A 24,130-nucleotide genomic window follows, 5' to 3' on the forward strand; every position below is an offset into this window, starting at 1 on the left:
GAGATGCCGTCCCCACGCCCGTCCCTCGCCAACGAGGCCGCACACTGGCATGCGCTGCAGCGCCAGGGCGGGGTGACCCCCGAGCAGCAACGCCAGTTCATGAAGTGGCTGGTGACCTCACCGGCGCATCTGCGCGAGTACATCACGGTCAGCCGGGTGGCCAGCGAGCTCAGCGATGCGCTGCGCGGCATGGCGGTGGACTTGGATGCGCTGATCGCAGCAGGGCCACCGGCAGCCGACGACAACGTGGTGGCGCTGCCGGTGCGGCGGCGACCTCCGCCGCCCGTGGCATCGCGCGCATCACGCCGCCACCTGCCGGGTATCGCCGCCGCGGCCGCGTTGCTGCTGGGGGTGGGGGTTGTCGGCCACATGGCCTGGCCACAGACACGGCACTACGTGGCGGCGCACGGTGCGCCGCGCAGCTTCGCGCTGCCCGATCACACCGTGGTGCATCTGAACGCAGAGAGCGAGCTGTCGATCCGCTTCACCTTGTTGAGCCGACGTGTGGAGCTGTCGCGCGGGCAGGCCAGCTTTGTGGTGGCCGAGGAACGCCGTCCCTTTGCCGTGCATGCGGCAGGGCTGGAGGTACGCGACATCGGCACGACCTTCGACGTGTCGCTGCGGCGCGAGCAAGCGCGGATCGAGGTGGCCGAGGGCAGCGTGCAGATCCGCGGCGACTCGGGCCAGGGCCGGCTGCTCGCCGATCTTCGCGCAGGCCAGAGTGCGCACATCGACTACCGCGATCAGACTGTCAGCCTCCGCCAGCAGCACACCGACACGATGACCGCGTGGTGGCGACGACGCGTGGTGTTCCAGGACGAACCGCTGCGCGAGGTGGCCGAGCAGTTCAACCGGCTCAACCGTGTCCGCCTCAAGGTGGACGACGATGTCGCCGGGGCACTGCGACTGACCGGCAACCTGCGTGGCGATGATCTTGCATCGCTTCGCACCTTCCTCGATCAGCAGCCATCGCTGCGAACGCGCGTGGTCGACCAGCAGATCCACGTGAGCAGCCGATCGGTGGCGGAAACCAGCGCGAAACAACGGTAACTGCGCTATCCCCGCGTCATCGCGCAGTGCATGCCGAACGGCTGTCAAAAAAAATTCATCGAAATACCGGTGCCCGATCTTCGCCTTACGACCTCGTAGTCCAGGCAAGCGCGAACGATTCCGTCTCGCGACGCTCATACCACCCCACTGGACTTCTACGATGCGCCGCATTCTTTTCCTTTCGATCGCTCTTGCCCTGCAGAGCGCCGCCGTTACCGCTACCGCGCAGGAGACCCGCGTGGCCAGCGAGGCGATTCCCGCCCAGCCGCTCGACCGTGCACTCAACGATCTGTCGCGCCAGACCGGCCTGCAGTTCGTCTACAACGCGCAGCAGGCCGGCAACCCGCGCACCCGCGCGATGCCGGCCGGGCTGGCTCCGCAGCAGGCCCTGGAGCAGCTGCTGGACGGCACCGGCCTGCGCTATCGCTATCTCAACGACACCACGGTGACCATCGAGGCGCGCAGTGATACCGCACCGTCGGGGACATCCGCCGTGCCCGTTGCCACATCGGCCGTGGCATTTGAAGCGGCCCCCGCGGGCGCCGGCGATGCCGGCCTGCAGCAGCTGGAGCGCATCGACGTGGTCGGCAGTTACAGCCGCAGCCTGGAGCAGGCCGTGGACATCAAGCGCGCCACCATCGGTTTCTCCGACTCGATCGTGGCCACCGACGTGGCCGATTTTCCCGAGCAGAACCTGGCCGAAGCCCTGCAGCGCATGCCAGGCGTGACCATCGAACGTGACAAGGGTCTGGGCAGCCGCGTCAACGTGCGTGGCCTGCCGTCGGATTACACGCATGTCTCGATCAACAACCTGGCCACGGCATCGGGCAGCGGCGGCCGTGACATCGAATTCGACATCTTCGCTTCGGAGATCATCCAGCAGGTGACGGTGCTGAAGTCGCCGACGGCGGCGGATGAAGAGGGCGGCATCGCCGGCTCGGTGCAGATTTCCACCGCGCGCCCGTTCGATTACACCGGCCGCAAGCTGGTGGCGTCGGTGGAAGGGGCGCACAACTCGATCTCCGAAGAGGTGGACCCGAAGTTCTCCTTCCTGGCCAGTGATACCTGGGGCGACTGGGGCGGCCTGGTGTCCTTTGCCACCGCCAAGCGCAGCAACCGCACGGACGCGACCTCGGGCATCAACTTCCGCCCGATGTCGCGCTTCCTCGGTGCCTCGGGCACGCGCGGCACGCAGGCTGCGGCCGTGCTGGCACGCGATGCCGGCGTGGTGGTCAAGAACCGCAACAACACCGATGAAAGCAACCTGATCGTGTTCCAGGACAAGGTGGGCGACCGCGTGTTCGTCAACGACCAGGACAAGTGGGGTGCTACCGCCTCGCTGCAGTACAAGCCGAGCAGCCGCTTCAGCCTGACCTTCGATGCGATGCGCGGCGGCTACGACACCACCGAAGACGAGTACGACGCGGCGGCATATTCGGCGTCCAGCCGCAGCACGCTGGAGACCATCCACGATTACGACGCCAGCACGCTGTCGCAGTATGGGATCGTGGTGCTGCGCGATGTGTCCTACACCGCCACCCAGCACGAAATGCTGAGCAAGGAGCGGATCAACAAGACCGACTTCAGCCAGTACAGCGTGGCGATGGATTGGCAGGGCGACACCTGGGGTGTGGATGCGATGGTCGGTTACTCCGGCGCCGACAAGACCCTGGACGCCAGCAACCTCAAGCATGTGGCCTACGCGCCCTCGCGGACCCGCTGGACCGGCAAGAGCGGCGAGACGATTCCCAGCGCCAACCCGGCCAGCATCGACATGTACAACGCCTCGGACAAGTACCTGTTCGAAGCCTATGAGACGACGCTGGAGAAGGTCAGCGATGACAAGTACGCCGCGCAGGTCGATGTCACCAAAGCGCTGGATCTGGCCTTCCTGCCGGCGCTGCGCAGCGTGCAGTTCGGCGCGCGCTACACCGACAAGTCCAAGCAGCGCGAGTACGGCGAGGCCAAGATCTACGGACCGGGCGCGGGCAACAACAGCTGGGTGAACAAGCGCACCCTGGCCGACAGCCCGCTGCAGTCGATCGGCGATATCGTGCCGGGTGGTGGCTACTCGGTGAAGGACCTGGACTGGAAGATGGTCTCCAATGACTACGCACGCAGCGCCTTCCGCTATCCGGGCTTTGCGACGCCGTTCGATCCGGGCCAGTATTACCGGGTCGATGAGAACGTGACCAGCCTGTACGCCATGAGCGACATCGGCTTCGATGTGGGCCGCGTGCCGGTCTCGATCAACGCCGGCGTGCGCTATGTGGATACCTCGGTGCAGTCCTCCGGCTTCCACCCGATCCAGCGGGCAGACGGCACCACCGGGTATACCGACACGCCCGTGTCGCGCAAAGGCAGCTACAACGATCTGCTCCCGAGCCTGAATGCCACTGCCGAACTGGCCGAGGGCCTGCTGTTGCGAGGTGCCGCCTCCAAGACCTTCATCCGCCCGGCGTTGACCGATATCGCCTACAAGCGCACCGCCAGCTGGAGCTCGTTCCGCTTCACCGATGGCAACCCGGACCTGCAGCCCACCTATGCCAAGCAGTGGGAGCTGGGTCTGGAGAAGTACCTGGACAACGGCGGGCTGCTGGCGGCCTCGTACTTCCACAAGAAGATCGACGGCGTGGTGATCAATGCGCTGACCGGCGTGGTACCGGATGTGGCGGTCTACAACGCCAACGGCTCGCTCAACGGCACGTATGATTTCGACGTGTACCAGCCGATCAACGCCGATGGCACCTATGTGGTGAAGGGTGTGGAGCTGATCGCGCAGCTGCCGCTGAGCATGCTGCACCGTTCGCTGGAAGGCTTTGGCATCAACGCCAACTACACGATTCTGGACAGCTCGCTGGCTGGCGAATCCGATCTGGGCGTGGGCACGCCGATGCCGGGGCTCTCCGAGAAGTCTTACAACATGACCGTCTACTACGAGAACGACCGCTTCGACGCGCGCGTGTCGTACAACCACAAGGGTGAGTACGTCGAATCGATCGGCTACAACATGTACCCGATCTGGCGCGATGACTACGGCCAGGTGGATGTGTCGATCGGCTACCGCGTCACCGACAACATCAAGCTGAGCCTGAAGGGCATCAACCTGACCAACCAGGCGACCACCGGGTACACGATGGATCCCGCGTTCCCGACGATGTACGAGCGCTCCGGCCGCCGGATCAGCCTCGGCCTGCGCGCAGACTTCTGAGCCACCTCCGCGGTGCATCCGGGAGCGCGTGCGCGCGCCCCGGATGCTGCCGCCCGCTTGTGAGAAACCCCGATGCGACATTTCTTCTTCCTGCCGCTTGCGGCTGTGCTGGCGTGGCCAGCGATCTCGCGCGCGTCCGATGACGATGCTGACCGCAGCTGGCAGGCCGGCGACCACCATGTCCACAGCGAGTGGAGCGTGGACTGGGACCATCGCACCACGCCGCCGACCCCGGTCCGCGGCGGGGATTCGTCCTACAGCCGCACCCACAACGCCCGGCAGGCGCTGGCCAACGGCCTGACCTGGATGGTCCATACCGATCACGGTGGGCCAGGCCATTCGGCGGTCACTCGCGATCACGCGTGGCCGGCATTGCTGCAGGCCCGACGCGACGTGCCCACGCTGATCCAGTTCAACGGCATGGAATTCGATGTGCCGGCTGCCGAGCACGCCTCGTTGATCATCGCGCCCGGCCCTGACGAGCGCGAACAGCTGATCACGATCGAACGCGATTACAGCCGCAGTGAACCCGTGCAGGGAAGCCGCGACGACGGGCAGACCATGCTCGATGCATTGACCCACATGGGCGCACTGTCGCCGTTGCCGCTGATGTTCATCAATCACCCCTCGCGTACCGCCACGGCGATGGGCCGTTGGGGGGATGTCGAGCCCGATGAATTGCGTGCCTGGCACGCCACCGCGCCGCAGGTGCTGGTCGGCATGGAAGGTGCCCCCGGCCATCAGGCCACCCGTATCCATCGCGGCCTGTATCGCAATGCAGACGCACCCACGATGGGCGGCTTTGACCAGATGACCGCAACGGTCGGCGGCATCTGGGACACGCTGCTCTCGGAAGGCCATCGTTTCTGGATCACGGCCAGCTCCGATTCGCACGTCAATCAGCGCAATGGCGGCAGTGACTTTGATCCCGGCCAGTACAGCAAGACCCATGTCTGGGCGCGTCGGGATGCCGGTGACATCCTTGATGGCCTTCGCCACGGGCGCATGTTCGCGGTGACCGACGATCTGATCGATGCACTTGAGCTGCGGGTCAGTACGGACGGAGAGGGTGCACGCAGTGCAACGATGGGCGGCACGCTGTCGCTGTCCACCGCGGCACCCATGCGCGTGACGCTGCGGGTGCGTGTGCCGGCCTCAGCCAATCACGCGGGCCAGCACCCGGTGCTGGACCACATCGAGCTGATCGTGGGCAGCCCGGGGGACGGCAACACACCCGTCATGCAGACCCGTGTGTTCCGCGCCAGCGACTGGCAGGTGGACGGCCCATGGCGTTCGGTGTCCTGGGTGCTGCCGGTTCCGGCCCGGGGCGGTTTTGTCCGTGCACGCGGCAGCAGTACCCGTGAGGTGACGCCGCTGCCCGATGTGCCAGGCGAAGATCCCTGGCAGGACCTGTGGTTCTATTCCAATCCCGTGTTTGTCGAGGTCGCGCGCTGAGTTGGCGTCGGTGAGCTGACGAGGCCGTGCGTTCTCCGGGCTGCGCTATCAGGCGGCGGAAATGCGCGTGGGGCCGGCCGCCTGACTTCACGCCGTTCAGCCGGCGCGTTCACGAAGGTGAGACAGCCGGCTGGCTACTGTGAAGGCCTGTCATTCAACCCGATTCGGGGAAAGGATCATCATGATCAAGTGGGCCATCATTTTTGCAGTCATCGGCCTGATCGCCGGCGCCCTGGGTTTCGCGGGCATCGGCGGCGCCGCCATCGGCATCGCCAAGTTCCTGTTCTGGGCAGGCATCATCATCGCCGTGGTGCTGTTCGTGCTGGGCATGACCGTCGCCAAGAAGGTGACCTGACCCGCGGCACAAATACGCTGCGGTTCCAGACAAAGGCCTGCGCGGTTTCGCGCAGGCCTTTTCGTTGGCGACACAGCAGGTGCCTCGCAAGGCTTACTCGAAATACACCGATACCCCCAGCCCAGCCTGGATGTCCGGACTGTCATCGTTCAATCCCACGTCGAACGACGCGTCCAGCTGCACGCGGGGCTTCACCATCCAGGTGACGCCGGCACCCGCAATCCGGGTCGAGGGCTCGTCGTGGGTATCGGTGAAACCGAGCTCCAGATAGGTGCTCACGGTTTCGGTGGCAGCGAAGCTCACGCTTGGTGCCCACGTGACGCTGTCCTCGCTGCCACCGCGGGTCACATTGGCGTACAGCGCGCCGGTCCAGCGATCATCAAAATCGTACTCATAGCTCGCACCCAGTGCGTACTGTGTCGCGCCCTCGCTGAAGTCGCGCGAGCCGGTGGCGAAGGTGGTGCTGGCCAGCAGCGCCACGGCGTGCTTTTCCGATGACAAGGGCAGGGCGACCTTCAGCCCGACGCCCACATCGCCGGCACCGCTGCTGCGTCCGGCTGGCGCATCACGCGGCGCCACCCGCAGGTGGTTCCAGGGCGAGGTGAAGGCCTGCAGTTCGAGATGTTCGGCCAATCCGATCCGGAGCGTGATGTCGGCGCTGTACTGCGTGCTCAGCACACCCGCGTCGTCGCGGTCGCGGCTGAAGCTGGGCAGTCCCGCCTCCAGCGCGACGCCACCGCGGGGCAGTGTCGAGGCGGCGAAACCGATGCCCGGGCGATCGAAGGCGATATCCGGCGGCGCGTCCTGGGCGTGCACAGCACCGCAGAACAGCAGGGACACCAGCAGGGCCGAACATCGCATGGACACGCTCCGGGCCGGGCGATACCGGCATGAAGAGCAGTCAGCCTGCCCGTTGGCCGGAATGTAGCACGCTGTTTCACGCGGTCACGTGCAGGTCTCGACGCCGCTCAGTGTGCTGGCCAGGTCATCGCAATCAACGCATCGCGCATGCGCACGCCCGCTGCCGCCTGCATCGCATCGCGCCCCAGCCGGCAGGCGTCGAGGACGACGCCATCGGCCGCGTGGCGTGCGGCCGTCAGCCGCGCGTCGCGACGCTCGTCGGCATGGTCGTCCAGCACGGCATCCAGCCATGCCCGTCGTGCGGCGATCCACTCCGCGTCGGCCTGGTAAGGACGGCAGTCGGTCCCGATGGCATGCGCGACTTCGAACATCTCGGCAATGTAGGCCCGCGAAAAGCGGCCGTGTGTCTGGCCGTCGCGGTCCATGCGGTGCTGGATCGCGCGGTGGAGGTTGGCCACGATCGCGTGGACGGCGAGGTCATCATTGGCTGCTTGCAGCAGGCAGGTATTGGTTGCGTTGTTCATTCGCGCCTCCAGAACACCGGTGGGGAAAACAAGGAAACGTCAGATGCGGGGCAGGGCCGTATCACCCTGCCGCAGCAGGCTGCCCAACAGCGCCACCACGCGTTCGCCCTGGCCATGACAGGCCAGTTCGAACGTGGTCTGCCCGTCGAGCGCGGGCAATGGGGAATGCAGAATCCATTCAAGAACGGCGGCGCGGTCCGGCTCGATCTGCAGGGCCAGATCCGCGACACGACGTACGATTCCCTGACGCATGATCAGAATCCGTAACTGAGGGAGAGGGCGGCGGTATCCATGTGGTTGCCGCGGGTCATCGGGCTGTCGCGCACCGCATCGGCCAGCGAGGTGCGCCGGATCGACGCGGTCGCGGTCCAACGCGGTCCCAGCGGCATGACCGCAGCAATGTCCATGTATGGGGAAACACCGCTGCCGGCCGAGTACTGCGACAGGCCGCTGCGGGCGGCTTCGTGTTCACTGACGCCGAAGTAGTAGTCGTTGAGAGCGGCGCTGGTGTAGGTCACGCCCACCGCAGGCATGAAGGTCACACGGCCGGCCGGTAGCGGGTACGCGTATCGGGCATCGGCCGAGAACCCGCCCCCGTGCCCGGTGACTTCGGCCTGCGCGTTGGCCTGCAGTACGCCCCACTCGGCCTGGTGCCGCCAGGAGACGCCGAGCATGCCGGACAGGCTGCGGTTGTCGAGCTGGCGCAGCTGCGGATCGTGGCTGTCGCGGCGCTTGAAGCGCATCACGTACGGCGAGGCGGTCAAGGCCAGTTCGGACTGCGCCGTCTGGTGCAGGCGATAGCCCACGCTGCCACCGCGGAAGAAGAACGAACGGCCTTCCCAGCTGAGGATCGGGGCGGCCAGGCGATCGGTATCGTAGCCGGCGTAGGGCGCCTTGAGAGCGACGACGGCGATGCCGATGCTGCCCTTCTTGCCTCCTTCCGGGGCATCGGCGGCCTGGGCGCTGGCGGCGGTCATCGTACTGGCCAGCGCCAGGCCAAACAGAGCGGAAAGCGGACGCGGGGAACGGAAACGGACGTGCATGGACCTGCCGAGGGGGGAACAACCGGAGTGTCATGGTGGGCGCACTACATTGTCGGAACGTTACGTCTGGCGGCGCGGTACCATCGCCTCCTTCGTACCCGCAGGCACCGCCCCATGCGCCTTCTTCTACTGGAAGATGATCCGGAAATGGCCAGCGCGATCCAGGTCAGCCTGGCGCGCCACGGGATGGTGGTCGACGTGGTCGGCTCGATGGCGCAGGCCGATGAGGCACTCAAGGCCGGCGTCCACCAGATCCTGCTGCTGGACCGGCAGCTGCCCGATGGCGATGGCGCCAGCTTCGTCAAGGTGGCGCGCGAACACGTGCCCAACCTGCCGGTGATCATGCTGACCGCACGCGCTTCGGTGGCCGACCGTGTGACGGGTCTGGACGTGGGCGCGGATGACTACCTGACCAAGCCGTTCGCTGTGGAGGAACTGCTTGCGCGGATTCGTGCGATCTCGCGGCGCCCCTCGCAGATCACCTTGCCCGTGTTGTCCTTGGGCCGGTTGCAGTTCGATTTCGTCTCGCGTGAGGCACGCGTGTCCGAGGTGCTGCTCGCGTTGCCACGACGCCAGTTGCTGGTGCTTGAGGCACTGGCCCTGCGGCAGGGGCGGACGGTGGGGCGTGCCTCGCTGCTGGAGGCCGTGTACGGCTTCGACGATGCGATCCAGTCCAACGCCCTGGATGCGCATGTCTCCAAGCTGCGCAAGGCGCTGCTGGAAGCCGATGCGGGTGTGGAGATCCACGTCATGCGCGGGATCGGCTATCTGCTCAAGGATGCGCCATGAGATTGCTCAAACCCGGCTCGCTCGCGTTCAACCTGGCATGGAAGGTCGGCCTGATCCAGGTGGCCACGATCGCGCTCGCCTTGAGTGCGATGGTCCTGACCTACGGCAACGGTCGCTCGGCCTATATCGACTGGAGGACCGGGGATCAGATCGCGGCGGCCATCACATCGGGCGATCACGGGCTGGAGGTGGATCGGAACAAGGTCGCCGCCGCCGTGCCCCGTGCGCCGGGCACCTTCTGGTTCGCCGCTGCCGATGAGCGCGGTCGGCGTTTGGTGCACGGTGAGATCCCCGCACAGTACGGCCCGTTGGTGGCGCAGCTGGAACACATCGAGCAGTCCGACATCCGGACCCGCCTCCACGCCGATGCGCTTGCCGCGCGCGTGATGGTCGTCGATCGGCCGCAAGGACGGCTGCACGTGGCGATGGGAGGCATTCCCGAGCGCAGCGTGGTGCGTCAGCTGATGCTGATCTTCCGTTATCTGGGCGGCTGGATCGCGCTGCCGGTGCTGGTGATCACGTTGGTGGTGTCGCCGTGGGTCATCCACCGGGCACTGCGCGGCGTCAACCGCGTGGCCGCGCAGGCGGCGGCGATCCAGGTCAACGAGCGTGGCAGCGGTCTGGACACGCATGCGGTGCCGTTGGAGATCTATCCGCTGGTGGATGCCTTCAATGCCGCGGTGCGGCGTATCGGCGAAAGCTACGACGCGCAGGATCGCTTCCTCGCCGGTGCGGCGCACGAGCTGCGGATGCCGATCGCGATCCTGGCCACGCGCCTGGCCGATCTGCCGCCCGGCGATGCACGTTCACGCCTGCAGCTGGACCTCAGTCGCCTGAGCAACATCGCCGAGCAGCTGCTGGATCTGCAGCGGTTGGATCGACATGGCAGCCAGTCCCAGCGGATCGATCTGTCCGCGCTGACCCGCGAGGTGGCCGCGGATGTAGCGCCGCTGGTAGTGGATGCCGGTTACGGCTTTTCGGTGGACGCACCGGATCAGCCGATCTGGGTGCGCGGCGATCCGCATGCGCTGCACCGGGTCATCGCCAGCCTGCTGCAGAACGCCATCGCCCATGGCGGCGGCCGCGGCATGATCGCGGTGGCGATGTGCGATGACGGGGGCCTGTCGGTCAGCGATGAAGGTCCTGGCGTACCGGAGCCCGAGCGGCTGTCCGTGTTCGAGCCGTTCCATCGGTTGCGGCCAAGTGGCAGCGGCAGCGGGCTGGGCCTGCACCTCGCGCGCGAGATCGTGCTGCGGCACGCTGGCACCATCGCGGTGGACAGCGCCCCGGGGGGCGGCGCGCGGTTCCTGGTGGTGCTGCCGGTGGACCCGCGGCCGTTGCCACGTTCATCCGCCGCATGACCACGGCCAGGTGACTGGCAGGATCAGCGTTGCGATGGCGCGCTCTGCGCGGCAGCGCAGTAGGCGTTGATCGCCTCGGTGGTGTTCTCAAGCCGCTGGGCGCTGGCCAGTTCCCACGGCCGTTCGCACTGCTGCGTGCGCTCACACCAACGGTACCCAGCCGAGCCGATACAGCCGTGTGCGTCGCGCTGGGTTCACTCCTCCATCACCTTGCGTGGGCTGAGATGCCCGGTAGCACGCGTTCCGAGGTGGAGCGGTCATGCATGATCGGCCCCGCGGTAGCGATGATGAGTTGGAGCGGGCTCCTTCCGACGATGAGGCTCGATGTCGTCCGCCGCCGCTCCAATGCCTGAAGGTGACGGTCTACCGCCAGGAGGCACTGCATGAAGACTCTGTTGTCGTTGCGTCACGTTGCGCTCGCCGTCGCGCTCACCTGTGTCGCCGCCCAGGCCGATGCCTGCACGCGCGTGGTGTACCTGGGCGACAACCAGGACGTCATCACCGCCCGCTCGATGGACTGGAAGAGCGATGTGGCCACCAACCTGTGGGTGCTGCCCAAAGGCATCGCCCGTGACGGCCTGGCCGGACCACGTTCGATCCGCTGGACCTCGCGGTACGGCAGCGTCGTCGCCACCGGCTACGACATCTCCACCACCGATGGTCTCAACGAGGCGGGGCTGTCGGCCAATCTGCTCTGGCTGGCCGAATCGGAGTATCCGCAACAGCGCGGCTCCAGGCCGGGACTGTCGATGTCGCTGTGGGCGCAGTACGTGCTCGACAACTACGCGACCGTCGCCGAGGCGGTGGCAGCGCTGGCGCGTGAGCCGTTTACCATCGTGACCGACAAGGTGCCCGGGGAGTCGCGGCTGGCCACCTTGCACCTGTCGATGTCCGATGCGACCGGCGACAGCGCCATCGTGGAGTACATCGACGGCAAGCAGGTGATCCATCACGACCGCGCCTACCAGGTGATGACCAACTCCCCTGTGTTCGATCAGCAGCTGGCACTGAACACCTACTGGCAGGACATCGGCGGTACGGTGATGCTGCCCGGCACCAACCGCTCGGCCGACCGTTTCGCCCGTGCGAAGTTCTACATCAACGCGATTCCCAAGAGCGAAGATCCGGTCGTGGCGCTGGCCAGTGTGTTCAGCGTGATCCGCAACGTGTCCGTGCCGTACGGCATCACCACGCCGGGCGAGCCGAACATCTCCTCCACGCGCTGGCGGACCGTGGCCGACCACAAGCGCAGGCTGTACTTCTTCGAATCGGCGATGACCCCCAATACTTTCTGGGTGGACCTCAACAAGGCGGATTTCTCTCGCGGTGCGCCGGTGCTGAAGCTGGATCTTGGCCCGGACCAGCGCAACGTGTTCGCGGGGGACGCGCTGGGCCGGTTCCAAGCGGCCGAGCCGTTCCGGTTCCTCGGTATCGAGGGCTGACCCGGCGGCCGGGACCCCTGGCCGCGCTGCGGCCAGCAATTCCGCCCCCAAAAATCAGACTTATCCGATAACAACGGTCTTCGGCCTGCTCTATCGTTCCTGCTGAGGGATGGATCCCTCCCGTCGTGAGCTTCCCGCCCAGGCATGTCGCAAAGGAACGATCCGCATGGTGATCAAACTGCAACACATCGAACGCCGCTGGCACGTCGTGCACCCGGCCAAATCCGCGCCGATTGCCTTCCGCAGCGGCGCCACCGCCTTCGATTTCGCCGATGCCCTGGCGCGCGAGCACTTCGCTGAAACCGGCGACAGCAGCGCTGTGCGTGTAGAGGTGCTGGAGACCTATGTGGACGCGGTCCGCTACGGCTGAGCGCGGGGTCAGGGCGCGGCGGGGTTGGATGTGACGGCCCGACATCGGCCCAGTCAGCCCCGCGTCGGGTACCTAAATAGGGGATGAAATCAGCGACTTCTGGCCTATGTCGCACCGCCGGGCGATCACCGATCCTGTGCGCCTCCCCCAACAGGTAACGAGGACCCCATGTCGAACAACAGCCCCTCCCAGGCAGCCAGACGATTGCGTTGGGCCGTGGTGCCCGCGCTGCTGGCGCTGGCGGGCGCCGCACAGGCGCAGAACTACGACCGCTACTACGACGACGGTTACAACGGTGGCCCCGTGCGCTGCGAATCGATCAAGAACCGTACCCAGCAGTGCGCGCTGCCGGGTCGCGCGCGTCTGGTGCGGCAGATCTCCGGCTCGCCGTGCGTTGAAGGCCAGACCTGGGGCCAGGCCCGCGGTGGCGTGTGGGTGACCCAGGGCTGCCGTGCCGAGTTCATCGCCGAAGGGGGGCGCGGCGGCGGTCACTGGAATGGCGGTGGCGGCGGCTGGGGGCACAACGGCGGCGGCAACAGCGGCCGGGGCCAGATCCTGACCTGCGATTCGAATGATCACCGCCGCCAGCGCTGCGTCGCCAATGTCCGTCGCGAGGCCCGGCTGATCCGCCAGACCTCGCGCAACGCCTGTATCGAAGGCCGCACCTGGGGCTGGGACCGCACCGGTGTCTGGGTGGATGGCGGCTGCCGCGCCCAGTTCCAGATCTACTGAGGGCCGGCGCACGGCGCCTGAGCGCTTCCTGGGCGCTCAAACGAACGAGGCCGCGTCGGTTGGACGCGGCCTCGTTGCTTTCCGGAGCGCTCACCCAAGCGGGCGGGCCGCGTTTCAGCCTGCAGCGCTGAGCGGCTGGCCGCTCTTGACCAGCATCGGCCAGCGCTTGAGCACGGCCTGGCGGATGCCATCGGCATCGATACCGGCTTCGGCCAGCAGGTCTTCGCGGCTGGCGTGGTGCTGGAAGCTGTCCGGCAGGCCCAGGTGCAGGAACGGCTTGAGCACGTTCTCAGCATTGAACAGTTCGGCCACGCCGGAACCGGCACCGCCGGCGACCACGTTGTCTTCGACGGTGACGAAGCCCTCGTGACGCTGCGCCAGCTCCAACAGCAGGGCACGGTCCAGCGGCTTGATGAAGCGCATGTTGACCACGGTCAGCCCCAGTTCGCGGCCCACCTGTTCGGCGGCGGTCACGGTGCTGCCGAAGGCGAGCAGGGCGATGCGGCTGCCCTGCAGGCGCAGCTCGGCCTTGCCGATCTCCAGCGTCGCCAGATCCGTGCCGGCGGCGATGCCGGTGCCGCTGCCGCGCGGATAGCGCACCGCAGCCGGGCCGGCATAGCGCAGGCCGGTGGTCAGCATCTGGCGGCACTCGGCCTCATCGGAGGGCGCCATCACCACCATGTGCGGCACGCAGCGCAGGAAGCTCAGGTCCAGGTTGCCGGCATGGGTCGCGCCGTCCGGGCCGACCACGCCAGCGCGGTCGACCGCGAACAGCACATCCAGCTCCTGCACGGCCACGTCGTGGACCAGCTGGTCGTACGCGCGCTGCAGGAAGGTCGAGTAGATCGCCACGACCGGTTTGGCGCCCTGGGTGGCCATGCCGGCCGCCAGGGTCACCGCGTGCTGCTCGGCGATGGCCACATCGAAGTAGCGCTCCGGGTATTCCTTGCTGAAGCGCACCAGGCCGGAGCCTTCGCGCATCGCCGGGGTGATGCCCATCAGCTTGGGTTCGGCCGCGGCGGCATCGCACAGCCAATCGCTGAAGACGTCGGTATAAGTCGGCTTCTTGGCCCCGCCCTTGGCGATCAGGCCCTTGTCCGGATCGAACGGGCCGACCGCGTGATACCCGATCTGGTCGCCCTCGGCGCGCTCGTAGCCCTTGCCCTTGGTGGTCATCACGTGCAGCAGCTTCAGGCCCTTCAGGCTCTTGAGCGTCTTCAGCGTGGCGACCAGCGCCGGGACGTCGTGGCCATCGATCGGGCCGGTGTAATGGAAGCCCATTTCCTCGAAGAACGTGGACGGCACGAACATGCCCTTCCAGTGTTCTTCCCAGCGCTTGACGAAGCGCGCGGTGGGGTTGTGCTTCTTGTCGCCGAGGATCTTCTTGCCACCTTCGCGCAGCGCATTGAGCGTGCGGCTGCCGGTGGCGCGGCCGAGCATCTTGGTCAGCCCGCCCACGGCCTCGGAGATCGACATGTTGTTGTCGTTGAGGATCACCAGCAGGTTCGGTTCCTGCTCCATGCCGCCGGCGTGGTTCAAGGCTTCATAGGCCATGCCGGCGGTCATCGCGCCATCGCCGATCACGGCCACAACCTTGCGGTCATCGCCTTCGGCCTGGCGCGCGATCGCCATGCCCAGCGCGGCCGAGATGGAGGTGGAGGAATGGCCGACGCCGAAGGTGTCGTACTCGCTTTCCTCGCGCTTGGGGAACGGCGCGACGCCGTCCTTCTGCTTGACCGTGTGGATCTCGTCGCGGCGGCCGGTCAGGATCTTGTGCGGGTAGGTCTGATGACCCACATCCCAGACCAGCTGATCGACGGGCGTCTGATACAGGTAGTGCAGGGCGACGGTCAGTTCGATCACGCCCAGGCCGGCGCCGAAATGGCCGCCGCTCTTGCCCACCGACTCAATCAGGTAGGCACGCAGTTCATCCGCGATCGCGGGCAGTTCGGATTCATCGAACCTGCGCAGGTCATCCGGTGACTGGATGCGCGCAAGGCGGGGATAGCGGGCGGAATCGATCATGTTTATCGCGCTTCTTCTGAGCGCCTATTTTCCCCCCCAAATGAGGGTGGGGCAAGCAAACCGCCTTTTCAGTGAGTAAACGGTGAGGGTGGCTGCGACAGAACGTCGCAGCGTGCTCAGGCGGAAAGCTTGGAGCGCTTGGGCAGCTGCGCCTTCAGGAACGCCATCTGATCGGCCAGGATGTTGCGGTTGGACAGGATCATGTGTTCGATCCAGCTGGGCCGGTACGGCACTGCCAGCAGTGGCATGCCCGCCTGCTGCGGGGTCCGGTTGCTCTTGCGCGAGTTGCAGTGGAAGCAGGCACTGACCACGTTCTCCCAGACATCCAGGCCGCCCTTGGAGATCGGCATGACGTGGTCGCGGGTCAGCTGCGGGCGATTGAACTGTTGCCCGCAGTACAGGCACAGGTGCGAATCACGCGCGAACAATGCGGGATTGGACAGATTGGGGGTCGGGTCGATCGCGCGGGAGCGGGCGTGGCCGCGGGCAGCAATGATCGGGTGCAGGTCCAGGCCGCTCTGCAGGCCGGTGGTGCGGCAGATGCCGCCGTGGATGTGCAGGCAGGGGTCGCCGAGGGTCCAGGCCACCGCGCCGCGTGCGTAGAGGCAGGAGGCATCCTGCCAATTGATCCAGTCCAGTACGCGACCGTGGGCGTCCAGGGCCAACAACCGCACCGAGCCGGGCCGATGCAGCGTAACGATCGGCGATACCTCAGCGACCGGGGCGGACGAGGCTCCGGTATCGATCAGACCCAAGCGTGTAGTGTCTGTCTCCATCGGGAAAACAGCTTATACCCGAATCGTTACGAATTGGGTATAGGGGCTTGCGCCCCTACCCGATTCGTAACGATTCGGTCAGGCATTCCACCTTAACCCCGCGCCGTTGGCGCGCCCCCTTCAACAAGAAGGGGGCTTTTCTCCATACGGTGCATCGGGTGCCGGCCAGCGGCCGGCAGCCGATCAACCTTCGCCGAAATGCGCGTCGGTCATGGCCATCAGCGGTTCGGCGCCGGACTGGATCGCGGCGGCGTGGCTGAGGGTGCGCGGCAGCACGCGGGCGAAATAGAAGCGGGCGGTCTCACGCTTGGCCTGCTTGAAGGCGTCGCTCTGCGTGGAGGCATCCGCGGCGGCGACGCTGCGTGCCCACCAGTACGCCAGCACCACATAACCCGAGTAGAACAGGTAATCAAAGCTGGCGGCGCCCAGTTCGTCCGGGTTGGTGGCCGCGCGCTGCAGGGTCGCCATGGTCAGCGTGGCCCATTCGTTGGCCTTGGCGCGCAGCGGGGCGATGAACTCGGCCAGCGCTTCGTTGCCTTCATTGGCCTTGGCGAAGGCCTCGATCTCGGCCAGCATCAGCTTCAGCCCCGCGCCCTGGCTGGAGGCGGTCTTGCGGCCGATCAGATCCAGCGCCTGGATGCCGGTGGTGCCTTCATACAGCGTGGTGATGCGGGCATCGCGGGCCAACTGCTCCATGCCGTGCTCGCGGATGTAGCCGTGGCCACCGAAGCACTGCAGGGCGTTGTAGGTATTCTCGATGCCCCATTCGGTCTGGCAGGCCTTGGAGATCGGGGTCAGGAAGCTCACCAGCGTGTCCGCGCGTTCACGCTCGCCGGCATCTTCGGCGTGGTGGGCGACGTCGATCAGGGTGGCCGCGTGCAGGGCGAGCAGGCGGCTGCCTTCCACCAGCGATTTGATGGTCAGCAGCATGCGTCGCAGATCCGGGTGGACCAGGATCGGGTCGGCCGGCTTTTCCGGGTTCTTCGGGCCGCTCAGCGACCGCGACTGCAGGCGCTCACGGGCGTACTTCAGGGCGTTCTGGTAAGCACGCTCGGACAGGCCGATGCCCTGCAGCCCGACGCCCAGGCGCGCGGTGTTCATCATGGTGAACATTGCCTGCAGGCCCTTGTGCGGCTGGCCGACCAGATAGCCTTCGGCGCCATCGAAGTTCATGACGCAGGTGACCGACCCCTTGATGCCCATCTTGTGTTCGATCGAGCCGCAACGCAGCGCATTGCGTTCGCCGAGCTTGCCTTCGCGGTCGACCTTGAATTTCGGGGTGACGAACAGCGAAATGCCCTTGGCCCCGGCCGGTGCATCCGGGAGCTTGGCCAGCACCAGGTGCACGATGTTGTCGGTGAGGTCGTGCTCGCCGGCGGTGATGAAGATCTTGGTGCCGGTGATAGCGTAGCTGCCGTCCGCGTTCGGTTCGGCCTTGGTCTTGAGCAGGCCCAGGTCGGTACCGCAATGCGGTTCGGTCAGGCACATGGTGCCCGTCCAGCGGCCTTCGATCAGCGGCTTGAGGAAGGCGTCCTGCTGCCAGGCCTCGCCATGCTGCTTGAGCGCTTCGATCGCGCCGTGCGAGAGCAGCGGAAAGTTGCCCCAGGCCAGGTTGGCGGCGTTGATCATTTCGTTGAGCGGCACGCCCAGCGTATGCGGCAGGCCCTGGCCACCGAGTTCCGGTGCGGCAGTCAGACCGGTCCAGCCGCCGTCCACGAACTGCGAGTAGGCCTGCTTGAAGCCCGGAGGGGTGGTGACCTCACCCGTGGCCTGGTCCAGGACGCAGCCGATCTCATCGCCCACGCTGTTCAACGGCGCCAGCACGCTGGCACTGAAACGGCCGGCCTCTTCCAGCACGGCATCCACCACATCGGCGGTGGCATCGGTCAGGCCAAGGCGCGCGAAGAGCGGCTCGACCTTGAGCACGTCATGCAGGGCGAAACGGATATCGGAAAGCGGGGCAGTGTAGCTGCTCATCGGGGACAGTCTCGATCAGTGGCGAAGGGGGGCGGAAACCCGCCGGTCAGCGCAGGACGCCGGGCAGGCCGGGGGCCTGGTTGAGCGTGCTGCGGCTATCAATCTCGAACGTGCGTTGCTTCTTTTCCTGCGGGGTGGCGCTCACCGTGCCCTTGAGCGAATAGCCCAGGGTGCGGTTGCCGGCCAGTGCGTCGGCCATCACCAAGCGGGCGCCCGAGCTCGGCGTGAGCTCGACGTTGACCACATCGGCGGACACGCCACCGATCGACAGCGCCGGCTGCAGCTGCAGCTGGCCAGCGTCCTGATCACTCACCTTCAGCTGGAGCGAGACGTTGTCGAAGGTCATGGGCATGGAGCTGAAGTTCTGCAGGCGCAGCGCGACCGTCCAGCTGCCATCGGCACGCACCGTCAGCTCCTGCACGCTGGCGGCCGGCTCGGACACACGTTTGACCGTCTTGTTGCAGGCGGTCAGGGTCAGCGAGGCGATGACGATCAGGGCGAGGGCGAGGCGGGGACGGAAGCGGTGGGGCATGGCGCAATCCTCAGGCGGGTGTTGCATGGGTGTGAGCATACTACGGCGTATGGTGTTCGCGCTGCCCGGGGCAGCGTGACGCAAGGGTAGGGCACCGGGATGACGGCACCACGTGCTTTTAGTCGTGGGAAAGGTGCAGGCGGGCCCGGGCCTTTGGGGTGGCCCGGCCGGGTCAGTCCAGCGGCGCCATCACCCGCAGGGGAGCGAGGTCATAGCCCATCGCCTCGGCGCGGGCCTTGAGCTGTTCGAACAGGGCCGTGTCCATGCTCGGCGAGCGCGACAGGATCCACAGGTACTTGCGATCCGGCTCGCCGACCACGGCCCACTGGTAGCCGGGGTCCAGCGCGATCACCCAGTAATCGGCCCATACCAGCGGCACCCAGGACAGCCAGTCCGGCACGAAACGTACCTGCAGGCGGCCGGGGTGTCCTTCGACGGCCCGCGCTACGCCATCGGCGGCGACGCGATCGCCATCGGTCTGCCGGCAGGCGTTGTGCACGCTGATCCGTCCATCGGCACGCAGGCTGTAGGTGGCGGTGATGTCGCCCACGCACTTCTTCTGGAACGATACCGGCAGGTGCGCGATCTCATGCCACTGGCCGGCATAGCGGTCCATGTCCAGCGCCTCCACCGAGGTCACTGGTACGGCGGCCCAGGCGGGTGCGGTGACCGCGAGGGCGAGCAGGGCACTGAGCAGATAGCGGCTGCGCATCATCGACACTCCAGACAAGACGCAGCGAGCTTAGGCACAGGCCGGGCGGGAATTGTGAATATTCCGTCATGGGGGGGGTACTATGGGCTGTCGGCAGAGAGTTCGCGCGTTGCGTTGCCGTTCTCATCAAGGAAGCGCACGCTGGCATCTCCTGATGGCGTGACCACCAGTTCCAGCCGCGGCTTTCCTCGCCCGTCGCGCAACGTGAGCATGGCTTCGCGGGCATCGGATTTACCCAGGAACACGCGTTCGGTGATCGCAGGAACGCCCTCCCGATGAAGTGACTCGTCGCGCTCGGAAAAGAATGGGCGGGACAGACCATCGGCGACGTCGTTGAAGCTCAGGCCTGCGTAGTGTGTCCCTGCATCATCCACGCCCAGCAACTGCATCTGCTGGTCCTGCTGATAGCGGTCGAAGGTCAGGCTCATGCCGCTGGAGGGTTTGCCGTTCTTGTCGAGCGAGCCGTTGTAGATCAGCCCGCCGTTTTCCGTTCCTTCATCATTGAAGAACAGCATGCCTGCCATCGGGCGCGGATGAGGCTGCTCCTTGTTGTGAATGATCACGCCAGGAAACAGCGTGCGATTGGATATCGCCAATCGCAGCGTTCCGTCGGGTTCCTTGATGTTGATGCGCTGTGCATCGATGACGTCAAAGCTTGCGCTGCGCTGTGACGTCGCCCCCATCATCAAGGCGGTCATGGTCAGCACACCGGCGGCTGCGAAGCCCAGCGTGAGTCGTCGTTGGTTTCGCTGCAGATGCGCGATCTGCGCCTGCAGTGCTTCGATGCCGTCCGACATTCACCTCTCCCTGGTGCGCGGCCTTGGGGACGAACAAGCGCGGCCGCAGACGATCCTGTCCGCCGGGTGAGCATGCCAGCGCGTGGCGATGGAGGGCAAGGAACGGCGCTGCGTGACGGATCGCCGTTTCGATGTTCGCTTCATCATCGCGTGCGTGCGTGCGTGCGTGCGTGCGTCGCGGTCGGCGCGAATGCACTGCCGATGAAGTACGTCATGGAGCACGAACCAGCTGCGGAAATGCCTTCGTTGAACACGGTGCGATGTGGGGCGACCGAACAACAGGCAAAAAAAATGACCTGCATTTCTGCAGGTCATCTGAAAGTGTGGTGGCCGGGGACGGAATCGAACCGCCGACACGGGGATTTTCAATCCCCTGCTCTACCAACTGAGCTACCCGGCCACTTCATCGCTGCGTTGCCGCTGGCGAGGACGCGAATAATACGGAGGTATGAGAGGTTCGGCAAGCGTTTCGCGAAAAAAATTTCACATTTGTTTCCGAGTCCCTGTCTGAAGCCACGCAAGTGCTTGATACAGCGGGTTCGCCGGCAGCAGGGCGACGCATGAACCCCGGTTCAGACGCGGCCCGGCGCAGCGGCCACCGCTCACGCATTGCGGGCGTGGGCCTCATCCGGCATGCACCACAGCAGCGCGATGCCGATCGCCATCATGATCGCCGCCAGTACCAGCGCGCCTTGGTAGGAGCCGCTGTCGCGTGCCAGGGTGCCTGCAATCGCGGGCGCAATGATCTGGGCGACGCCATAACTCAGCGTCAGCGTCGCCATCGCTTTGGCCGGGTTGTGCGGGTAGTGACGCCCGACCACGGTCAGGGTCAGGCTGACGATGCCCGAGAAAGTGATGCCGAACAGCACGGCGCTGGTGGCGCCTGCCCACAAGTCGTCGCTCAGCAGCGGCAGCACGAATGACACGGTCTGCAATGCATAGGCGAACATCAACGCGCGGATCAGGCCCAGCCGCGCCGCGATACGGTCCCAGGCGAACGTGGAGGGGATGGCGGTGATCCCGACCAGCACCCACACCCAACTGCCGCGACCGGCGAAGGCAGGGGTCTGCACGAGAATGGCGACAATGAACGTCGCGCTGACCACGAAGCCGAACCCCGCACAGAAGTAGGACGCAATCAGCAGCCAGCGCCAACGCTGCCCAGGGGGCGAGGGCGCCGAGGTACTACTGGCGCTGGAGATCGGCACCGGTGCGGGCATCCAGGCCCACGCCGGCATCAAAAAAACGAGCGCAAGCGCACCGAGGGCGAGCCACTGCTGCGAGGACAGCAGATGATCGGCCATCGCCGCCGCAGCCAGGCCGGAGACGGCGATGCCCATCCCGAGCCCGGCAAAGTGCAGGCCGAGCCGGGGGCGGCGCTGATGCGCGAGCAACCAGTTGAGCACCAGCCCCGAGGCGAGCAACAGGCCGGCCGTGCTGGACAGGCCGGCCACGAAGCGCAGCACGCTCCACGCCGTCATGTCTGCGGTGGCACCCATGAGGGCGGTGGAGATCACCGCCAGCACCAGCCCGACGCGGTAGAAGCGGAATTTCAACTGCATCTCACCGACCCGGGCAACCAGCAGCGTGCCGGTCAGGTAGCCGAGGTAATTGAAGGTCGCCAGCCAGCCGCCGTTGGCCGCTGACAGCCCGGCGTCCTCCCGCATGAGCGGCAGCAACGGGGTATAGGCAAAGCGGGCCAGGCCCACGGTCAGCACCAGGGCGCAGATGCCGGCAGTGATGACCTGCCAGGGGGCGCGGGAAGGCGGCGCAGTCGATGACATCATGGCGCCTCGTGCCTGCGTCAGCGCGCGTCGGGACATTGCAGGCGGGTCAGGCGCTCGCCATCGAAGTCGGCCACGATGCTGCCATCGCTTGCCTTGTGCGCCGGCCAGCGCGCCTGCTCCGCAGCGCCCGGCAGCGGATTGCCGAGGTGGAAGTACACCTTGCCGCGGGAATCGCCGGGTTGCAGCGCGGCGCAGCCTGCGATCGGCGCGGCGCGCTCACCGCAGTCGCCCTGCAGCAGGCACAGCCGCGTACGGCACTGGCCGCTGCCGGAGGACCAGTGCCCTTGCGCGGCGAGGCAGCCTGGTTCGGTGGCCAGAATCGCCCAGCACGCCAGGCCGAACACGGTCGTGGCTGACATCAGCAACGGCAGCAGGTAGCGACGTGGACGGAATGGGGAAGGGGTCATGACGGGATCATGCGCCTTGACCCGCGGCGCGGGCAACGCGTGATCGGCCCAGCGTGCGGATGGAATGCTGTGACCCCATCGGAAGCACCGGCCGCTGTCGCGCAAGGCGAGTGCGCAGGCGCGGCGTGCTGCACGGATGGAACACTGTTTTACCCACGACTCCTGCACGCTCGGAACCCGTACTGTCAAATTCCCTTTTTGCTTCGCCTGGAGTCATTCCACGATGAATGCCCTGACCAACACCCGCATCGTGCTTGCATCGCGTCCACACGGTGAGCCGGTAGCCGCCAATTTCCGCCTTGAGCAGGTGCCGGTTCCCACGCCGGGTCCCGGCGAGGTGCTGCTGCGTAATCGCTATCTGTCGTTGGATCCCTACATGCGCGGTCGCATGGAGGAGGGGCCGTCCTATGCCGCGCCGGTCGCGCTGGATGCAGTGATGGAAGGCCGCACGGTGTCCGAGGTGGTGGCCTCCAACCATCCGGCCATCGCGGTGGGCACGCAGGTGGTGGCCTCCGGCAACTGGCAGACACACGCAGTGGTGCCCGGCGATGCGCTGACCCGCACGCTGGAGGACAACGGGCTGCCGCTCAGTACCGCACTGGGCGTGTACGGCATGCCCGGATTCACCGCCTATGCGGGTCTTCAGGAGATCGGCAAGCCGCAGCCGGGCGAGACGCTGGTGGTGGCTGCTGCCAGCGGCCCGGTCGGCGCGACGGTGGGCCAGATCGCCAGGCTGCAGGGCGCGCGCACGGTGGGGATCGCCGGTGGCGAGCAGAAGCGCCGCTACCTGGAAACCCTGGGGTTCGATGTGGCGCTGGATCATCGCGCCGACGATTTCGCCGAACAGTTGCGCGCGGCGGTTCCCAACGGGATCGATGTCTACTTCGAAAACGTGGGCGGGCATGTGTTCGACGCCGTGGCACCGTTGCTCAACGATTTCGCGCGTATCCCGGTGTGCGGCACGATCGCGACCTACAACGCACGTGGCGCGGTGCTGCCCGGCCCGGATCGTCTGCCCGGCTTCATGAGCCAGGTGCTGCGTCAGCGCCTGACCGTCCGCGGCTTCATCCAGTCCGATCTGCATGCCTTCTTCCCGGCGTTCCTGCGCGACATGGGCCAGTGGCTGAAGGACGGCAAAGTGCAGTATCGCGAGGACATCGTCGACGGGCTCGAGCAGGCGCCGGAGGCCTTCTTCGGGCTGCTCAAGGGCCGCAACTTCGGCAAGCTGGTGGTCAAGCTCGACTGAGCGTTCGGTCGCGTGTGAGTGCGCCGTGTGCAAAGCCGTCCTGATCGTGATTCGTGCATCACGATCGGCCGGTTAGCCTGCGGATGAAGGCCCCGTACCGGGAACCGCACAAGTGAGTAGACCCATGGCAGACACCAAGCCCAGCGAACACGGCAAGCAGGAAGGCATCGAAGAGAGTCAGCAGGACCGCAAGCAGGATGAAACCGCCAAGCAGCGGCCGGGCCAGACCGATCAGGCGATCCATGATGCGGGAACACGTCGGCCGGAGCGCAAGGATAATCCTGAGGGGGCGTAAGTCCGCGCGCGCAGGTTGCTGAAAAACAAAAGCCCCGGGAACAGAATTCCCGGGGCTTTGTGTTGAATAGTGGTGGAGCCAAGGAGGATCGAACTCCTGACCTCGTCGATGCGAACGACGCGCTCTCCCAGCTGAGCTATGGCCCCACGGATACCGCACTTGCCTCGCGTGTCGCGTCTTGGAGCGCCGTGCGATGCATCTAGTGTAGCCCCGGCCAGTAGCGGCTGCCAAGAGGGGAGAGGCGGGCGCGGCGCGTCTTCCGCATCGCCCGCGGAGCGCCTCGAACTGAACGGAAGAGTAGGTTTTGTGAGGATCGGCGTGCCGCAAAGCCTTGCAGCGCAATGGGTTGCATTTCTTGAGTAGCGAAATGTAACTAGACGCCA

At 66.2% G+C, this 24,130-nt stretch carries 23 protein-coding genes, 2 tRNA genes and 1 pseudogene; 11 read left to right on the forward strand and 15 right to left on the reverse strand.

All coding sequences use genetic code 11. From position 1 onward, the window contains the following. The first annotated feature begins 3 nt into the window (after nucleotides 1-3). The 4 genes from AC13F7_RS10730 to AC13F7_RS10745 all read left to right on the forward strand — a co-directional run bounded on the left by AC13F7_RS10730 (nucleotide 4) and on the right by AC13F7_RS10745 (nucleotide 6,071). Nucleotides 4-1,050 (forward strand): FecR family protein, encoded by a 1,047-nt coding sequence (locus AC13F7_RS10730; protein WP_483001010.1) that lies wholly within the window; start codon nucleotides 4-6, stop codon nucleotides 1,048-1,050. Between the two features lie 160 nt (nucleotides 1,051-1,210). After that, on the forward strand, nucleotides 1,211-4,261 hold the full coding sequence (locus AC13F7_RS10735) for a TonB-dependent receptor (RefSeq protein WP_483000236.1): 3,051 nt from the start codon (nucleotides 1,211-1,213) through the stop codon (nucleotides 4,259-4,261). 72 nt (nucleotides 4,262-4,333) lie between these two features. Beyond that, a complete protein-coding gene (locus AC13F7_RS10740; RefSeq protein WP_483000238.1) occupies nucleotides 4,334-5,716 on the forward strand; it encodes a CehA/McbA family metallohydrolase domain-containing protein in 1,383 nt (460 codons plus the stop codon). 181 nt (nucleotides 5,717-5,897) lie between these two features. Then, nucleotides 5,898-6,071, forward strand: coding sequence for a DUF1328 family protein (locus tag AC13F7_RS10745; RefSeq protein ID WP_070425574.1), 174 nt, complete (start codon nucleotides 5,898-5,900; stop codon nucleotides 6,069-6,071). Between the two features lie 93 nt (nucleotides 6,072-6,164). Here AC13F7_RS10745 and AC13F7_RS10750 read toward each other — a convergent pair whose 3' ends face one another. The 4 genes from AC13F7_RS10750 to AC13F7_RS10765 all read right to left on the reverse strand — a co-directional run bounded on the left by AC13F7_RS10750 (nucleotide 6,165) and on the right by AC13F7_RS10765 (nucleotide 8,499). Then, nucleotides 6,165-6,932 (reverse strand): transporter, encoded by a 768-nt coding sequence (locus tag AC13F7_RS10750; RefSeq protein WP_483000240.1) that lies wholly within the window; start codon nucleotides 6,930-6,932, stop codon nucleotides 6,165-6,167. Nucleotides 6,933-7,039: 107 nt separating this feature from the next. Further along, nucleotides 7,040-7,456, reverse strand: a complete 417-nt coding sequence (locus AC13F7_RS10755) for a hypothetical protein (RefSeq protein ID WP_483000242.1) — start codon at nucleotides 7,454-7,456, stop codon at nucleotides 7,040-7,042. A 39-nt stretch (nucleotides 7,457-7,495) separates the two neighbouring features. After that, nucleotides 7,496-7,708: a hypothetical protein gene (locus AC13F7_RS10760; RefSeq protein ID WP_483000244.1), complete on the reverse strand. Its 213-nt coding sequence runs from the start codon at nucleotides 7,706-7,708 to the stop codon at nucleotides 7,496-7,498. A 2-nt stretch (nucleotides 7,709-7,710) separates the two neighbouring features. Then, entirely contained in the window at nucleotides 7,711-8,499 is a 789-nt protein-coding gene (locus tag AC13F7_RS10765; RefSeq protein ID WP_483000246.1) for a MipA/OmpV family protein, read from the reverse strand. Nucleotides 8,500-8,613: 114 nt separating this feature from the next. On the opposite strand from AC13F7_RS10765, the gene AC13F7_RS10770 reads away from it, so the two are divergent. After that, entirely contained in the window at nucleotides 8,614-9,288 is a 675-nt protein-coding gene (locus AC13F7_RS10770; protein ID WP_346471964.1) for a response regulator transcription factor, read from the forward strand. Continuing rightward, nucleotides 9,285-10,649 carry a sensor histidine kinase gene (locus AC13F7_RS10775; protein ID WP_483000248.1) on the forward strand — a complete coding sequence of 455 codons (1,365 nt, stop codon included), beginning with the start codon at nucleotides 9,285-9,287 and terminating at the stop codon, nucleotides 10,647-10,649. Before AC13F7_RS10770 ends, AC13F7_RS10775 begins: the two co-directional genes overlap by 4 nt. Before the next feature lie 23 nt (nucleotides 10,650-10,672). Here the strand turns inward: AC13F7_RS10775 and AC13F7_RS10780 are convergent. Continuing rightward, nucleotides 10,673-10,837, reverse strand: a pseudogene (locus tag AC13F7_RS10780) (peptidase); the annotation flags it as partial. Between the two features lie 195 nt (nucleotides 10,838-11,032). Here AC13F7_RS10780 and AC13F7_RS10785 point away from each other — a divergent pair. The 3 genes from AC13F7_RS10785 to AC13F7_RS10795 all read left to right on the forward strand — a co-directional run bounded on the left by AC13F7_RS10785 (nucleotide 11,033) and on the right by AC13F7_RS10795 (nucleotide 13,193). Beyond that, nucleotides 11,033-12,091 (forward strand): linear amide C-N hydrolase, encoded by a 1,059-nt coding sequence (locus AC13F7_RS10785; protein ID WP_481469212.1) that lies wholly within the window; start codon nucleotides 11,033-11,035, stop codon nucleotides 12,089-12,091. A gap of 166 nt (nucleotides 12,092-12,257) precedes the next feature. Next, on the forward strand, nucleotides 12,258-12,461 hold the full coding sequence (locus AC13F7_RS10790) for a hypothetical protein (RefSeq protein WP_481469211.1): 204 nt from the start codon (nucleotides 12,258-12,260) through the stop codon (nucleotides 12,459-12,461). Nucleotides 12,462-12,629: 168 nt separating this feature from the next. Continuing rightward, complete coding sequence (locus tag AC13F7_RS10795) at nucleotides 12,630-13,193, forward strand: DUF3011 domain-containing protein (RefSeq protein WP_483000251.1); 564 nt, start codon at nucleotides 12,630-12,632, stop codon at nucleotides 13,191-13,193. 114 nt (nucleotides 13,194-13,307) lie between these two features. On the opposite strand, the gene dxs is transcribed toward AC13F7_RS10795, so the two are convergent. From dxs to AC13F7_RS10840, 9 genes are all read right to left on the reverse strand, one after another. Beyond that, the gene (gene dxs, locus AC13F7_RS10800; RefSeq protein WP_481469207.1) at nucleotides 13,308-15,218 is read right to left on the reverse strand and encodes a 1-deoxy-D-xylulose-5-phosphate synthase; all 1,911 of its coding nucleotides are present in this window, start codon (nucleotides 15,216-15,218) and stop codon (nucleotides 13,308-13,310) included. A gap of 116 nt (nucleotides 15,219-15,334) precedes the next feature. After that, the gene (locus AC13F7_RS10805) at nucleotides 15,335-15,994 is read right to left on the reverse strand and encodes an HNH endonuclease (RefSeq protein ID WP_179458428.1); all 660 of its coding nucleotides are present in this window, start codon (nucleotides 15,992-15,994) and stop codon (nucleotides 15,335-15,337) included. A 183-nt stretch (nucleotides 15,995-16,177) separates the two neighbouring features. Next, complete coding sequence (locus tag AC13F7_RS10810) at nucleotides 16,178-17,971, reverse strand: acyl-CoA dehydrogenase C-terminal domain-containing protein (RefSeq protein ID WP_483000253.1); 1,794 nt, start codon at nucleotides 17,969-17,971, stop codon at nucleotides 16,178-16,180. Between the two features lie 46 nt (nucleotides 17,972-18,017). Further along, nucleotides 18,018-18,503, reverse strand: coding sequence for an LEA/WHy family protein (locus AC13F7_RS10815; protein WP_481469204.1), 486 nt, complete (start codon nucleotides 18,501-18,503; stop codon nucleotides 18,018-18,020). Between the two features lie 172 nt (nucleotides 18,504-18,675). Beyond that, complete coding sequence (locus AC13F7_RS10820) at nucleotides 18,676-19,215, reverse strand: lipocalin family protein (RefSeq protein ID WP_483000255.1); 540 nt, start codon at nucleotides 19,213-19,215, stop codon at nucleotides 18,676-18,678. 80 nt (nucleotides 19,216-19,295) lie between these two features. Next, nucleotides 19,296-20,012 (reverse strand): hypothetical protein, encoded by a 717-nt coding sequence (locus AC13F7_RS10825; protein WP_483000257.1) that lies wholly within the window; start codon nucleotides 20,010-20,012, stop codon nucleotides 19,296-19,298. Nucleotides 20,013-20,336: 324 nt separating this feature from the next. Beyond that, nucleotides 20,337-20,412, reverse strand: a tRNA-Phe gene (locus tag AC13F7_RS10830). 202 nt (nucleotides 20,413-20,614) lie between these two features. Next, nucleotides 20,615-21,799 (reverse strand): YbfB/YjiJ family MFS transporter, encoded by a 1,185-nt coding sequence (locus AC13F7_RS10835; protein WP_483000259.1) that lies wholly within the window; start codon nucleotides 21,797-21,799, stop codon nucleotides 20,615-20,617. A 17-nt stretch (nucleotides 21,800-21,816) separates the two neighbouring features. After that, a complete protein-coding gene (locus AC13F7_RS10840; RefSeq protein ID WP_483000261.1) occupies nucleotides 21,817-22,206 on the reverse strand; it encodes a hypothetical protein in 390 nt (129 codons plus the stop codon). A 223-nt stretch (nucleotides 22,207-22,429) separates the two neighbouring features. Here AC13F7_RS10840 and AC13F7_RS10845 point away from each other — a divergent pair, with 223 nt between their 5' ends. Beyond that, complete coding sequence (locus AC13F7_RS10845; RefSeq protein WP_483000263.1) at nucleotides 22,430-23,452, forward strand: NADP-dependent oxidoreductase; 1,023 nt, start codon at nucleotides 22,430-22,432, stop codon at nucleotides 23,450-23,452. A gap of 124 nt (nucleotides 23,453-23,576) precedes the next feature. Then, nucleotides 23,577-23,747, forward strand: a complete 171-nt coding sequence (locus AC13F7_RS10850; RefSeq protein WP_183073677.1) for a hypothetical protein — start codon at nucleotides 23,577-23,579, stop codon at nucleotides 23,745-23,747. A 70-nt stretch (nucleotides 23,748-23,817) separates the two neighbouring features. On the opposite strand, the gene AC13F7_RS10855 is transcribed toward AC13F7_RS10850, so the two are convergent. Next, a tRNA-Ala gene (locus AC13F7_RS10855) sits at nucleotides 23,818-23,893 on the reverse strand. Nucleotides 23,894-24,130: the final 237 nt, after the last annotated feature.

Source organism: Stenotrophomonas sp. K-6 (assembly GCF_056861555.1).

What these genes read in the sequence shown, in the direction of transcription:
- AC13F7_RS10730 (WP_483001010.1), top strand. Translation starts at nt 4, where the DNA reads ATGCCGTCCCCACGCCCGTCCCTCGCCAACGAGGCCGCACACTGGCAT.
- AC13F7_RS10735 (WP_483000236.1), top strand. Translation starts at nt 1,211, where the DNA reads ATGCGCCGCATTCTTTTCCTTTCGATCGCTCTTGCCCTGCAGAGCGCC.
- AC13F7_RS10740 (WP_483000238.1), top strand. Translation starts at nt 4,334, where the DNA reads ATGCGACATTTCTTCTTCCTGCCGCTTGCGGCTGTGCTGGCGTGGCCA.
- AC13F7_RS10745 (WP_070425574.1), top strand. Translation starts at nt 5,898, where the DNA reads ATGATCAAGTGGGCCATCATTTTTGCAGTCATCGGCCTGATCGCCGGC.
- AC13F7_RS10750 (WP_483000240.1), bottom strand. Translation starts at nt 6,932, where the DNA reads ATGCGATGTTCGGCCCTGCTGGTGTCCCTGCTGTTCTGCGGTGCTGTG.
- AC13F7_RS10755 (WP_483000242.1), bottom strand. Translation starts at nt 7,456, where the DNA reads ATGAACAACGCAACCAATACCTGCCTGCTGCAAGCAGCCAATGATGAC.
- AC13F7_RS10760 (WP_483000244.1), bottom strand. Translation starts at nt 7,708, where the DNA reads ATGCGTCAGGGAATCGTACGTCGTGTCGCGGATCTGGCCCTGCAGATC.
- AC13F7_RS10765 (WP_483000246.1), bottom strand. Translation starts at nt 8,499, where the DNA reads ATGCACGTCCGTTTCCGTTCCCCGCGTCCGCTTTCCGCTCTGTTTGGC.
- AC13F7_RS10770 (WP_346471964.1), top strand. Translation starts at nt 8,614, where the DNA reads ATGCGCCTTCTTCTACTGGAAGATGATCCGGAAATGGCCAGCGCGATC.
- AC13F7_RS10775 (WP_483000248.1), top strand. Translation starts at nt 9,285, where the DNA reads ATGAGATTGCTCAAACCCGGCTCGCTCGCGTTCAACCTGGCATGGAAG.
- AC13F7_RS10785 (WP_481469212.1), top strand. Translation starts at nt 11,033, where the DNA reads ATGAAGACTCTGTTGTCGTTGCGTCACGTTGCGCTCGCCGTCGCGCTC.
- AC13F7_RS10790 (WP_481469211.1), top strand. Translation starts at nt 12,258, where the DNA reads ATGGTGATCAAACTGCAACACATCGAACGCCGCTGGCACGTCGTGCAC.
- AC13F7_RS10795 (WP_483000251.1), top strand. Translation starts at nt 12,630, where the DNA reads ATGTCGAACAACAGCCCCTCCCAGGCAGCCAGACGATTGCGTTGGGCC.
- dxs (WP_481469207.1), bottom strand. Translation starts at nt 15,218, where the DNA reads ATGATCGATTCCGCCCGCTATCCCCGCCTTGCGCGCATCCAGTCACCG.
- AC13F7_RS10805 (WP_179458428.1), bottom strand. Translation starts at nt 15,994, where the DNA reads ATGGAGACAGACACTACACGCTTGGGTCTGATCGATACCGGAGCCTCG.
- AC13F7_RS10810 (WP_483000253.1), bottom strand. Translation starts at nt 17,971, where the DNA reads ATGAGCAGCTACACTGCCCCGCTTTCCGATATCCGTTTCGCCCTGCAT.
- AC13F7_RS10815 (WP_481469204.1), bottom strand. Translation starts at nt 18,503, where the DNA reads ATGCCCCACCGCTTCCGTCCCCGCCTCGCCCTCGCCCTGATCGTCATC.
- AC13F7_RS10820 (WP_483000255.1), bottom strand. Translation starts at nt 19,215, where the DNA reads ATGCGCAGCCGCTATCTGCTCAGTGCCCTGCTCGCCCTCGCGGTCACC.
- AC13F7_RS10825 (WP_483000257.1), bottom strand. Translation starts at nt 20,012, where the DNA reads ATGTCGGACGGCATCGAAGCACTGCAGGCGCAGATCGCGCATCTGCAG.
- AC13F7_RS10835 (WP_483000259.1), bottom strand. Translation starts at nt 21,799, where the DNA reads ATGATGTCATCGACTGCGCCGCCTTCCCGCGCCCCCTGGCAGGTCATC.
- AC13F7_RS10840 (WP_483000261.1), bottom strand. Translation starts at nt 22,206, where the DNA reads ATGACCCCTTCCCCATTCCGTCCACGTCGCTACCTGCTGCCGTTGCTG.
- AC13F7_RS10845 (WP_483000263.1), top strand. Translation starts at nt 22,430, where the DNA reads ATGAATGCCCTGACCAACACCCGCATCGTGCTTGCATCGCGTCCACAC.
- AC13F7_RS10850 (WP_183073677.1), top strand. Translation starts at nt 23,577, where the DNA reads ATGGCAGACACCAAGCCCAGCGAACACGGCAAGCAGGAAGGCATCGAA.